Annotated in this window: 12 protein-coding genes; 2 read left to right on the top strand and 10 right to left on the bottom strand. The window is 60.4% G+C overall.

The window, feature by feature from the left end; translation table 11 throughout:
• Positions 1–87: 87 nt before the first annotated feature.
• Positions 88–246, top strand: coding sequence for a YqaE/Pmp3 family membrane protein (locus AC1DXW_RS04260; protein WP_003228885.1), 159 nt, complete (start codon positions 88–90; stop codon positions 244–246).
• 104 nt (positions 247–350) lie between these two features.
• Here the strand turns inward: AC1DXW_RS04260 and AC1DXW_RS04255 are convergent, their stop codons facing one another.
• The 10 genes from AC1DXW_RS04255 to AC1DXW_RS04210 form a co-directional block, all read right to left on the bottom strand.
• On the bottom strand, positions 351–2,177 hold the full coding sequence (locus tag AC1DXW_RS04255; protein WP_477755084.1) for a S9 family peptidase: 1,827 nt from the start codon (positions 2,175–2,177) through the stop codon (positions 351–353).
• The gene (pqqE, locus tag AC1DXW_RS04250) at positions 2,143–3,315 is read right to left on the bottom strand and encodes a pyrroloquinoline quinone biosynthesis protein PqqE (protein WP_477755085.1); all 1,173 of its coding nucleotides are present in this window, start codon (positions 3,313–3,315) and stop codon (positions 2,143–2,145) included. Before pqqE ends, AC1DXW_RS04255 begins: the two co-directional genes overlap by 35 nt.
• On the bottom strand, positions 3,287–3,562 hold the full coding sequence (gene pqqD / locus AC1DXW_RS04245; RefSeq protein ID WP_008051583.1) for a pyrroloquinoline quinone biosynthesis peptide chaperone PqqD: 276 nt from the start codon (positions 3,560–3,562) through the stop codon (positions 3,287–3,289). Before pqqD ends, pqqE begins: the two co-directional genes overlap by 29 nt.
• Positions 3,559–4,311: a pyrroloquinoline-quinone synthase PqqC gene (pqqC, locus tag AC1DXW_RS04240; protein WP_007993179.1), complete on the bottom strand. Its 753-nt coding sequence runs from the start codon at positions 4,309–4,311 to the stop codon at positions 3,559–3,561. Before pqqC ends, pqqD begins: the two co-directional genes overlap by 4 nt.
• A 138-nt stretch (positions 4,312–4,449) precedes the next feature.
• A complete protein-coding gene (gene pqqB / locus AC1DXW_RS04235; RefSeq protein ID WP_477755086.1) occupies positions 4,450–5,361 on the bottom strand; it encodes a pyrroloquinoline quinone biosynthesis protein PqqB in 912 nt (303 codons plus the stop codon).
• 78 nt (positions 5,362–5,439) lie between these two features.
• Positions 5,440–5,514 (bottom strand): pyrroloquinoline quinone precursor peptide PqqA, encoded by a 75-nt coding sequence (gene pqqA / locus AC1DXW_RS04230; RefSeq protein ID WP_003444522.1) that lies wholly within the window; start codon positions 5,512–5,514, stop codon positions 5,440–5,442.
• 158 nt (positions 5,515–5,672) lie between these two features.
• On the bottom strand, positions 5,673–8,102 hold the full coding sequence (pqqF, locus tag AC1DXW_RS04225) for a pyrroloquinoline quinone biosynthesis protein PqqF (RefSeq protein WP_477755087.1): 2,430 nt from the start codon (positions 8,100–8,102) through the stop codon (positions 5,673–5,675).
• 48 nt (positions 8,103–8,150) lie between these two features.
• A complete protein-coding gene (locus AC1DXW_RS04220; protein ID WP_477755088.1) occupies positions 8,151–8,945 on the bottom strand; it encodes a carbon-nitrogen hydrolase family protein in 795 nt (264 codons plus the stop codon).
• Between the two features lie 12 nt (positions 8,946–8,957).
• Positions 8,958–10,640 carry a flavin monoamine oxidase family protein gene (locus tag AC1DXW_RS04215; protein WP_477755089.1) on the bottom strand — a complete coding sequence of 561 codons (1,683 nt, stop codon included), beginning with the start codon at positions 10,638–10,640 and terminating at the stop codon, positions 8,958–8,960.
• A gap of 222 nt (positions 10,641–10,862) precedes the next feature.
• The gene (locus AC1DXW_RS04210) at positions 10,863–11,324 is read right to left on the bottom strand and encodes an Lrp/AsnC family transcriptional regulator (RefSeq protein WP_007980298.1); all 462 of its coding nucleotides are present in this window, start codon (positions 11,322–11,324) and stop codon (positions 10,863–10,865) included.
• Between the two features lie 128 nt (positions 11,325–11,452).
• On the opposite strand from AC1DXW_RS04210, the gene AC1DXW_RS04205 reads away from it, so the two are divergent.
• Complete coding sequence (locus AC1DXW_RS04205) at positions 11,453–12,094, top strand: zinc metalloprotease (RefSeq protein ID WP_477755090.1); 642 nt, start codon at positions 11,453–11,455, stop codon at positions 12,092–12,094.
• Positions 12,095–12,123: the final 29 nt, after the last annotated feature.

Genomic DNA, 12,123 nt, shown 5'->3' with positions numbered 1-12,123 from the left:
GGGAATAGAGGGACTGAACCCTGACAAACGGCACAGGTCGATTAGCTGTAGGGCTCGAACGAGTCCACCCCAATCAGGAGCTGTCCCATGGACTTTATTCGCATCATCATCGCCATCCTGTTGCCGCCACTGGGTGTGTTTCTGCAAGTAGGATTCGGCGGGGCGTTCTGGCTGAATATTCTGCTGACGTTGTGCGGTTACATTCCGGGGATCGTGCATGCGGTGTACATCATCGCCAAGCGCTGAATTTTTGCGGCGTTAGATAGATCGCTTTCGCTGGCAAGCCAGCTCCTACGGGAGATCACGGTTCTGTAGGAGCTGGTTTGCCAGCGATTGGAATACCGCCGATTTCAGCTGGCGTGCTCCATCACCCGCCGATAAAACAACCACTCCTGCTCCAGCGCATGGGCCTGGTTACCGGCCTTGCGAAAACCGTGGCGTTCGTCTGCATAGTAATGCGCTTCGACCAGGATGCCGTTGTCCTGCAGCGCCGCGACCATGTCGCGGGTCTGCTGCGGGACGACCACGGCATCCAGTTCTCCTTGAAAGAAGATCACTGGCACGCGGATGTTGCCGGTATGCAGCAGCGGCGTGCGGGCCGCGTAGCGTTCGGCATCCCGCAGAGGATCGCCGATCAACCAATCCAGATAATCACTTTCGAATTTGTGGGTCGTGCGCCCCAGCGCCACCGGATCGCTGACCCCATACAGACTGGCGCCGGCGCGGAACACGTTGTGAAATGCCAAGGCGCAAAGGGTGGTGTAACCGCCAGCACTGCCGCCGCGGATGAACGCTTTGTCGCCATCGATCAAGCCACGTTCGGCGAGATGGCTGACCACCGCGCAAGCGTCTTCGACATCCACATCACCCCAGCTCAAATGCAGCGCCTGACGATAGTCCCTGCCATAACCGCTGCTGCCGCGATAGTTGAGGTCGGCCACAGCGAAGCCCCGCTGTGCCCAATACTGGATACGCGGATCGAACATCGGGTAACACGCCGAAGTCGGGCCACCATGGACGAACACCACCAATGGCGGTTTCGCCGCGCCGGTCATCGCCGGGTAGAAGAAGCCGTGTGCTTCGCCTGAGCCACTTGGGTAGCGCAAGGTTTGCGGGCGGCTGATCTGTTCGGGAGCAAGCGGTGCGATGCCGCCGGCCAGCACTTGCACTTGCCGGCTCTGGCGGTCGATGGCGATGACGGCGGTTGAACTGACGGGCGACGCCGCGATGCAATAGATGAACTGCTTATCCACGGCGAGATGGCGGAAGCGGCTGTAGTCGCCGGTGAAGTCGGCGCTGGAATCGCCGCCTATGCCCAATCGGCCAAACCCGCCTTCGGTCCAACTGGCCAGATAGCTGTCGTTGCCCAGCGGCAACCAGGTGCTGCCACCGAGTTGCCAGGGCGCGGGGCCATGGTCGGCGGCGGCGCTTGGCAATGGGCTCAGGCCTTTTTCAGATTCCATCCATGGCTGCCAGAAACCGGCGCGATCGGTCAGGCAATACAAGCGACCGTTGGCATCAAACCGCGGTTGTTGCACAGACTCTTGCGCGCCTTCGCCCGCCACACAACGAGCTTCGGCAAGCCCGCCAGTGGCGAGGCGTTCGGCAACCATCAAGCGGGTCGTTGTCCATGGCTGATCCGGACGACTCCATTCGATCCAGGCCAGGCGCCGGGCATCAGGGCTCAGCGTCGGTGCCGCGTAGAAGTCAGCACCCTCGGCCAGCAGGTGACGTGCGCCATCGAACAGATCGATCGCCACCAGTCGGTGTTGATCGCGAAGTTCCTCGACCGCCAGCACCTGCCCGTTGGCGAACTGTAAATCACCATAACGGCACGCACTGGACGTCAGCCTTTCGGGCGCTTCGCCTTGCAGTGATTGCCGATACAGTTGCTGGTCTGCCTCGTTGACGAAAACGATACCGTCGTCCGTCAGGCAAAACGCGCCGCCGCCATATTCGTACACCCGACTGCGCACGCTGAACCCCAGTGGCGTCAGGCATTTCGCTGCACCGTCACGCCAATGCCAGATCCGGCACGCCGCGTCTTCGGGTCGGTACTCGTTCCAGAACAGGCCCTGTCGACCGACCTGCAGTTCGGCAAAGTCGATACCGGCGGCCACGGCTTTGGCAGCGCTGAAAGGTTCAGCTTTTGGCGATGAGGCGTGAGTTTCGTTCATTGCGAAAGGCCAGTTGGTCGATGGTCTGGGTAGCGTGCCCGGCTTCTTCGCGAGCCTTGAGGATCACGCCGTGTTGTGGCGACTTGCTGCACACCGGGTCGGCGTTGCTGGCATCACCGGTGAGCATGAACGCCTGGCAGCGGCAGCCGCCGAAGTCTTTTTCTTTCTCGTCACAGGAGCGGCACGGCTCGGGCATCCAGTCATAACCGCGAAAGCGGTTGAAGCCGAACGAGTCGTACCAGATGTGTTGCATGCTGTGGTCGCGCACGTTGGGAAACTGCACCGGCATCTGTCGGGCACCGTGGCAGGGCAAGGCGGTTCCGTCTGGGGTGACCGTCAGAAAAATACTGCCCCAGCCATTCATGCAGGCTTTTGGGCGTTCTTCGTAATAGTCCGGGGTGACGAAAATCAACTTGCACGGATGCCCTTCGGCTTCGAGTTTGGCGCGGTATTCGTTGGTAATGCGTTCGGCGCGCACCAGTTGTTCTTTGGTCGGCAATAGCCCAACGCGATTGAGTTGCGCCCAGCCGTAGAACTGGCAAGTGGCGAGCTCGACAAAGTCCGCTTCCAGAGCGATGCACAGCTCGATGATGCGGTCGATCTGGTCGATGTTGTGCCGATGGGTCACGAAATTCAGCACCATCGGATAACCGTGGGCCTTCACTGCCCGGGCCATTTCCAGTTTCTGCGCAAAGGCCTTTTTCGACCCGGCCAGCAGATTGTTCACCTGTTCGTCGCTGGCCTGGAAGCTGATCTGGATGTGATCGAGACCGGCCTTCTTGAAGTCGCTGATTTTTTGCTCGGTCAGGCCGATGCCGGAGGTGATCAGGTTGGTGTAGAAACCCAGTTTGCGGGCTTCACCAATCAACTCGGCAAGGTCCTGGCGCACCAGCGGCTCGCCACCGGAAAAGCCCAGTTGCGCGGCACCCATTTCCCGCGCTTCGCGGAACACCTTGATCCACTGTTCGGTGCTCAGCTCCTTGCCTTGTTCGGCGAAATCCAGCGGATTGGAGCAGTACGGGCATTGCAGCGGGCAGCGGTACGTCAGCTCGGCCAGCAGCCACAGCGGCAAGCCGATTTCAGGTTTGGGCGGCACTTGCACCGATGAATCAGGCAAGTTCGATCCAGTGTTGCGCACGGGCAACCTCCATGAATTGCTCGATGTCGTCACCAAGCTCGGGCACGCCGGGGAACTGTTGGTCGAGCTCGGCGATGATGGCTGCCACGTCTCGCTCACCATCAATCAAACCACCGATCAGCGCGGCACTTTCGTTGAGCTTGATCATGCCTTCCGGGTACAGCAGTACGTGGCCTTTTTGTGCCGGTTCGTACTGGAAACGGTAGCCGGGACGCCAGGTCGGGGTCTTGCTGCGATCGAAACTCATAAGGTGATTCCTTTGTGCCAGACCCGTTCTCCGGTCACGCTGTGATACGGCGGGCGTTTCAGTTCGTAGGCCATGCTCATGGCATCGAGCATGCTCCAAAGAATGTCCAGTTTGAACTGGAGAATTTCCAGCATGCGCTCCTGGCCTTCACGAGTAGTGTAGTGCTGCAACGTGATCGCCAGACCATGCTCGACATCACGCCGTGCCTGACCCAGGCGCGTGCGGAAATACTCGTAGCCGGCCGGGTCGATCCATGGGTAATGCTGGGGCCAACTGTCCAGGCGCGATTGGTGGATCTGCGGGGCGAACAGTTCGGTCAGCGAGCTGCTCGCGGCTTCCTGCCAACTGGCGCGGCGGGCGAAATTGACATAGGCGTCCACGGCGAAGCGTACGCCGGGCAGCACCAGCTCCTGGGAACGCAGTTGGTCGGGGTCGAGGCCCACGGCCTGGCCCAGGCGCAGCCAGGCTTCGATGCCGCCGTCTTCACCGGGCGCACCGTCGTGGTCGAGCAGGCGCTGAATCCACTCGCGGCGGATCTCGCGGTCAGGGCAGTTGGCGAGGATAGCCGCGTCCTTCAGGGGGATGTTCACCTGATAGTAGAAACGGTTGGCGACCCAGCCCTGGATTTGTTCGCGGGTGGCCCGACCTTCATACATCGCCACGTGATAGGGGTGATGGATGTGGTAATAGGCGCCCTTGGCGCGCAGGGCCGCTTCGAATTCGGCGGGGGACATTGGGGTGTCGGTCATTGCGGTTCTCCGGGGAACAACCGTAGAGGTGTAGTGCTTGTGCCGGCCTCATCGCGAGCAAGCTCGCTCCCACAGGGGAATGCGGTCAACTGTGGGAGCGAGCTTGCTCGCGATAGACCGCGCAGCGGTCTCGACTACTTACAAAACAATACTCATGCCGTCATACGCCACTTCCACCTGGCGCCGATCCAGCTCCGTGCGCTCCGGCGAGTCCTCATCAAGAATCGGGTTGGTGTTGTTGATGTGGATAAGCACCTTGCGCTGCTCGGGCAGTTGTTCCAGCACTTCGAGCATGCCGCCAGGGCCGTTCTGCGCCAGGTGGCCCATCTCGCGACCGGTGCGGGTGCCTACGCCACGCCGCTGCATTTCATCGTCATCCCACAGCGTGCCGTCGACCAGCAGGCAATCGCTGCCAGCCATGATTTCCAGAAGCTCTGCATCCACCTTGCCCAGGCCCGGCGCATAGAACAGCTTGCCGCCGGTGCCGAGGTCTTCGACGATCAGGCCAATGTTGTCGCCCGGATGCGGGTCGAAGCGGTGCGGCGAGTACGGCGGCGCGGCACTGCGCAAAGGCAGCGGGGTGAAGCGCAGGTTCGGGCAGGCGGGAATGGTGAAGCTTTGATCGAGTTCGATACGGTTCCAGTTCAGCCCGCCGTTCCAGTGAGTCAGCATGTTGAACAGTGGGAAACCAGTGCTCAGGTCCTCGTGGACCATGTCGGTACACCAGACCTGATGCGGGCATCCCTCGCGCAGCATGAGCAGGCCGGTGGTGTGGTCGATCTGGCTGTCCATCAGGATGATCGCGCCGATCCCGGTATCGCGCAGGGCGCGGCCCGGCTGCATCGGGGCGAAGCTCTGGAGTTGGGCGCGAATGTCCGGGGAGGTGTTGCACAGCACCCAGTTCACGCCGTCATCGGAAATCGCGATGGACGATTGCGTCCGCGCCTTGGCCCGCAGGCTGCCGTCACGAAAGCCTGCGCAGTTCACACAGTTGCAGTTCCACTGGGGGAAGCCGCCGCCGGCAGCGGAACCTAGAATCTGGACAAACATGGACGCTCCATCATTTCAACGCTGAAAATAAAACGCCTCGGGATAACCGAGGCGTTAGCTGCAGTCCGCCAAGGCAGATTAGCGGCTGGCGAAGTACATGGTGACTTCAAAGCCGATACGCAGGTCGGTGTAGGCAGGTTTGGTCCAGGCCATAGATTGAACTCCTTCAAGTGGGGTGGGACAGCGCTATCTATAGGTATAGTCCACCTCAAATCAGAGATGTTCCAGATAGTTAGGTGGCAATGTTACTCAAAATTTCAAAGGGATTGTCCGTGAAACTTTGAGAAAGCTCCTTACAGCCCCGGTAATGATCATTTTGTCGCTCGCCAGGGAGTGCCGGGTGCAGGGCTGTTGGCCAGGCTCAGCCAGCCGCCCTCGGCCTGATTCAATCGCTGTGCGGCGGCCAGCAGTTCGGCGCGGTCGATCAGCAGGATTGCCTCGGGTAATTGCGTCAGATAATCCGACGAGCGGCCGCCCAACTTGCCCTGCCAAAGCAATTCGGCCGCTTGGCTCGTGGTGAGCGCGGCGCTGGAAAATTGATCCGCCAGAGCCTGGCGTTGAGCATTGAAGGTGGTGTCGTCGAGCGCGTGGATCAGCTCCGGCAATCGATTCAGGAATTGCTCGATGTGTTGCAGCAACGCCGTTGGTGCAGCGCTTGGCGATTGCACGCCGAACAGCAGCCCGGTTTGGCCGTGAATCTGCCGCAGGGCGCTGAACACCGCATAGCCGAGTTGCAGCTCCACCCGCAGGCGCTGGTAGAACGGCGTCTGTGAGAGGTGAGCGAGCAAACGCCACGCGGCTTCGTCGGCCATTTCCTGGGTGGCTGTCGGACAGAACAGCAGCAACGCGTGCTCGCTGGAGGCGGTATCGACAGTGCTCCACAGATGCTGTGCGAGGATCGAAGAGGGCTGCGTCAGTTGATTGTCCGGCGTGCCGGGTATGCGGCTCAAGGCCAGGCCCATGGCCGCTTGAGTCTGAGCCGATAACCCGATGGCCAACCCATCCCATCGCGCACTCGACCAGAGTTGCTGCAGGTCATCCGAGCTCGCGCTGTGCTCGAGGCAGTGATCGGGCAATGTTTTGAGCAGTTGTCGAATCGGTATCAACGCAACACTGGTCGATTCGGCTTGTGAGACAGCGGCATCAGGTTTTGTCAGTTCTTTCAGCGCATGCTCCAGGACGCCGGGCATCGGCTCCTGAAGCCCGCTCAGTTTCAGCAGCCATTCGTTGCCCGACGCACTGAAGGAAACATCTACGCCGGCCTGACGCGCGTCTTCGCGCAATGGTTGCAGGTGGTTTTCCAGCTGTGATTGAAGGTGGCTGCCGGGAGTCGAACCTAGGCGCCAGCGCAGATAAATCGCACCTTCAGCACCGTTGTCCGGCCATGCCTGGCTGAATTGCATCGGCGAACGTTCACGACGGCTGCGCGAGCGATCCTGGGCAAAAGTGCGCAGGCCACGGTGGGCGCTGGTCTGGCCGCGAATCAATCCGGCGTTGGCTGGCGGTGCTTCGCAGGGCAAGAACGGGTTGGGTGCTGGCAATTGCCAGCGGCCGCTGAAGTTATCCACAGCGCCGATTTGTTTGAGGACTTGCTTGAGGGCTGTAACGCCTTGGTCAGATAACCCGACTTCGCGTTGTTCGCTGTCCAGTCGGGCCAGTTGCAAGGCGCTGCTGACTTGCTGTTGGCGCTGGAGCAGGGTTGCGTATTCTTCGCGCAATCGGCTCCAGTCTTGCCTGGCGAAGAAGCCCAGCCAATCCATCAGCCGCTCGCGAATCCCGGTTGCCAAAGAGTTGGCGGGCAATGTGAACGCCAAGTGCAGCAAGGCTTGCCCGGCGAATTGATACAGCGACTCGGCCTTCAGTTTTTCGGCCAATCCACGCACACGCAAATCCGCCAGCAAACCGCCCGGTTTCTCGGCATTCAGCCAGTGACACAGAAAACCCAGTGCTTCGGCGGCGGAGTCGGGTAGCGCTTCGAGGGCAAACAGCAAATCCAGTCGGCGCTCGCCAGCCTGTTGATAACTGGCGTTTGAGGTCGCCATCAGCGGTGCCGGGGATTGTTGCGTGGCCTTTTCACCGCCGGCAATGACGCTGGCAAATGTTTCGGCCAAACCTCTTAGTTCATCGAGGCTCTGTGGCCCGGCCAGGCTCAAGGTCATCTGCCCGGTCTGGTAAAACCGCTGATAAAAATCCTGCAATACCTGCTGAAATTCGGGTTGCGACACCGGGAGGCTGTCGCGATTGCCAGCATGGAAACCTCGAAGCGGATGAGCCTCAGAAAGCCCATCGAACAATGCCCGCTGTTGTTGCGCCACCGGATCCTGCGACCAGGCGATAAATTCCGCCTGCAGCACTTCCCGTTCCCGCTGTTGATCGTCCGGGTTCATGCGTGGATGGGCGAGCATGTCTGACAGACGCTCAAGCCCACCGGTAAACGCTTGGGGTGGCAGTTCAAAAAAGTAGTCCGTGGTGCGTTCGCTGGTCCGCGCATTCACTTGCCCGCCATGCCCCTGGACGTAGGCCATCAGCCCTTGGCCCGCAGGAAATCGCTCAGTCCCCAGAAACAACAAATGCTCAAGAAAATGCGCCAGACCGGGCCAGGCCAGCGGCACATCATGGCTGCCGGCAGCCACGCGCAACGCCGCCGCGCAACGCTTCAGGTTCGGGGCATGACGCAGCGTCACCCGCAGGCCGTTGGCCAGGGTTTCCGTAGGGGGGCGAGGTTGATTCAGCGCGGGCATGGGCACTTCCAGAACAGTGAAGTGCCAATGCTAGCGGATTACAGTGGACTAGCGCTTGTTCAGGTTGCCGTAAAGCTCAGGGCGGCGATCGAGGAAATAGCGATTGGCGGCGCGGGAGTCGAGCATCAACTGGCGATCCAGCTCGCCGACGATCAGCGCCTCATCCAGACCCGCCTGGGCGATACGGCTGCCATCCGGTGCGGCGATGCTGCTCTGGCCGCAATAATGAATGTCGCCTTCGCTGCCGCAGTAGTTGGCGTAGGCCACGTAGCACTGGTTCTCAAAGGCCCGGGCGCGGACGGTGACGTCAGCGATGAAGTCGTAGGGAATCATGTTGGCGGTCGGCACCAGGATCAGCTCGGCACCGGCCAGGGCCAGGCGTCGGGCATTTTCCGGAAATTCCAGGTCGTAGCAGATCAGGAAACCGAGCTTCCAGCCGTTGAGCTCAACGATGGGAAACTCGTCTGAGCCGGCGCTGAACATCGAGTGATCGAGGTCGCCGAACAAGTGAGTTTTGCGGTAGTTGCAGACGCGCTCGCCATTGGCATCGATCAACTGCACGGCGTTGTAGATCTGCCCGTCGGCGGTGCGCTCCGGGTAGCCATACAGGATGGCGATCCCGGCTGCCTTGGCAATGCGCGCGATCTGCTGCGCCGACTCACCGTTGTACACCTCCGCCAACACGCTGACGGCATCGACGCCGATGTTGTAGCCGGTCAGGAACATCTCCGGCAGCACCAGCAGGTCGGCGCCTTTTGCCTCCAGCGCAAGCTGCTGCAAGCGTTGCAGGTTGCCGGCGACATCCAGAGGCAGCGGTGGACATTGGTAAAGGGCTACGCGCATTTCGGATTCCTCTTACTCGGGCAGGGCGATCGGTCCGATCTCGTTGAACACATCTCCTGGACCCGGATTCTCGGCGTGAGTTGCACCGCCGAAGTGTTTCATGATGCCCCACACCGCATTGAGCGACGTCTGCACCGCGCCTTCGACCCAGGCCGGCGTCCACGAAACATCGTCGCCGGCGATGAAAATCCCGCGTTGTTCGGCTGGCATGTCGTCCTGCATGAAGTGTGCGTACATACGCTGGTTGTAGCGGTAATGGCCGGGCAGGGCGCCTTTGAATGCACCGAGGAAATGTGGGTCGGCTTCCCAGGACACGGTGATCGGATCGCCGATGATCCGCGCGGCGATGTCGACTTTCGGGTAGATCTTCTTCAACGCATCCAGCGCCAGCTTCACGCGTTTTTCCACCGGCTGCGGCAGCATCTTCAGGGCGTCGCTCATCCACGAGTACGACAGGCAAATCACTCCCGGTTTGTCGTCGCCGTTGTCGAACAAATAAGTGCCGCGGGTCAAACGATCGGTGAGGGTCATGCTCATCAGGTCGCGGCCGGTTTCCGGATCTTTGTCTTTCCAGAACGGGCGGTCGACCATCACGAAAGTCTTCGACGACTGCATGTAGCGGGTGCGGTCCAGGGCCATCCACATTTTTTGCGAGAACAGGGTTTCGTCGCATTCGATCTGGGTGGTCAGCAGCCAGCTCTGGCAAGTGGTTAGCACTGCGGCGTATTCGCGTGTGTCGCCCCAGTTGTCGGTGACGGCGAAACGGCCGCCCGGTGCGTGGGCAATTTTCTTCACACCGGTACGTGGTGCGCCGTTGTGCAGGGAACTGAGGCTGGTGCCGGCCGGCCAATGCGCGCAACGTTCCGGCACATGGCGCCAGATGCCCTGTGGCACCTGTTCCACACCGCCGACCACCAGATGCTGATGGTCGTCGCAGTTGGTCATCACCACGCGGAAAATTTCCAGCATCGAGTTGGGGAAGTCCGAGTCCCAGCCGCCGGTACCGAAACCGACCTGGCCGAACACTTCGCGGTGATGGAACGAGAGCTTGGCGAAGGCCTTGGAGGTGGCGACGAAATCGTAGAAGGTGCGGTCGTCCCACAGCGGCACCAGGGTGTTCCACAGCTCTTTCAGGCGTGGAACATCACGATCACGAATGGCTTGCTGGATATCGGAGAACTGCGAACCGGCTTCCAGGGCATCGGCCCAGGCGTCAGCCACTTCCTGGAACAGCGCAGGAAGGTCCGACAGCTTCTGTGCGTAATGGGTCTGACCTTCGAGGTCGATCACCGTGCTGCCCGACGCGGGCGTCAGCGGGTTAGGGAAAGGTTTGGTTTCCAGACCCAGTTTGTCGACGTAGTGATAAAACGCGGTGGACGACACCGGGAAGCGCATCCCGCCCAGTTCGGCAACGATGCCTTCGGCGCCATTGAACGCCTGGGAACGCAGGCGGCCGCCCATTTTCGAAGCTTCGTAGACGACCGGTTTCAGGCCCAGCTTCATCAGCTCATACGCCGCTACCAGGCCGGCGATCCCGCCGCCGACAATCGCCACTTCGGCACCGTGACTATGCTCAGGAATGCTGCCCAGCCCGGCCGGGTGTTCGATCCAGTCGTCGAAGGCGAAAGGAAAATCCGGGCCGAAAATGGTGACTGGTTTCTTACCGTCTGCAGGATGGCGATTGTTCTTGTTCATGGCTGACCTTGCTGGCGACCCGACGCGGAATGCGCATCTGAGTATAGGAAAAGATGCCAGCCATTCTAGAGAGCACAGAACACGTTAATAAGACGCAAAGTGTCGTCATTTTGCCATTTTATTGGTCGATATGACTAACTTGATATACACACTGACCACTGTAGGAGCGAGCCTGCTCGCGATGACGTCAGTTCAGACACCCATTAAACCTGAATTGGAATCTCAAACCGGCTGCCCCCGATCAATCTTGCTGCTCAAGATGATCGAGGTCGTGGTCTTCTCCACCCCGTCCACGCTGCCAATCTGATCCAGCAATTGATCCAGTTGCTCCGGTGAATCGGTGCGCAACCACGCCACATAATCAAATTCACCACTCACCGCACACAACTGCTGCACCTGCGCCATCGCGCTCAGGCGTCGCAACACCTCCTTGCCGGAACGCGGTTGCACAGTGATCCCGACATACGCCTGCAACCCGCCATCCACCACCCGCTGACCGAGGCGCACACCGTAGCCGGTGATCACTTTGGCCTTTTCCAGCCGCGCCAGGCGCGAAGTGACCGTGGTACGGGCGATGCCCAGTTGCCGGGCAAGCATGGCCACGCTCTCGCGGGCGTTGATCTGTAGGGCGGCAATCAATTGGCGGTCGATTTCATCGAGAACAGGGGGGCGAGTGTCGGGCAACGGCGTGGCTCCAGAGGCGTGAATCAATGGTCCAGCATGTTACAGGCTCGTTCGACGCGACGCTTGTGGCCGAAAGAGAGTGGGCAAACGACTAAGATTGATGCAGTCGAGGGCGAGAGGCCAAGGACATGACAACAAAGCTACCTGCTGCTGTACGGGACCGTGCATTGCAGATCGCCCATCACGAAATGGGGCACTACGTGGTRGCCCGCGCCCTGGGATTTGAAACGGGCGGCGTGACGCTGACAGTGACCAAGGATTTGCGGCACCAGGGAGGGGCCTCGATTACGTTGGTGCGCCCAATTTCGTCGATGGAAGCCATGAAGGAACATCTGGAAGCCCGGATGATGGTGCTCCTGGCTGGCGCAATGGCGCAGACCCTGCCATCAAAACCTTCAGCCGCAAAACGCGTCGATAAGCCCAAAGCCGCCGCCATCCTCAAAGGCGAGCAGGGGGCGGAACAGGATTACGCAAAAATCAGGGAGCTTCAGCATCTGCTGCGCAACATCGCCTGTCCCGATACCGATCCAGCGTCGTCTGAACGCATAACGGCRCAGCTCAAAGCGATGACTGATCGGGTGTGGGATCGGACGCAAAAAATCATAGAGGATCAGGCCGAGACGATTGCCGAATTGGCGGGGGCGCTGGTGGACGGCATGGTCATCGTGGAGCAGTGGGGGCGGGCGGCGGATATGTATGAGGTCGTGTTGACGGGGCAGATGCTGGAGCGGCTGCGGGCAGTCCAGGCTATCCCTTCGCTGCGTGTTTGAACTGACAGTTGCAGTGATGTCGTTCAGCA

Source organism: Pseudomonas sp. P4_C4, assembly GCF_056402055.1.
Note: the sequence above shows the minus strand (reverse complement) of the source record. Positions and strands in the feature narration are given on the sequence as shown.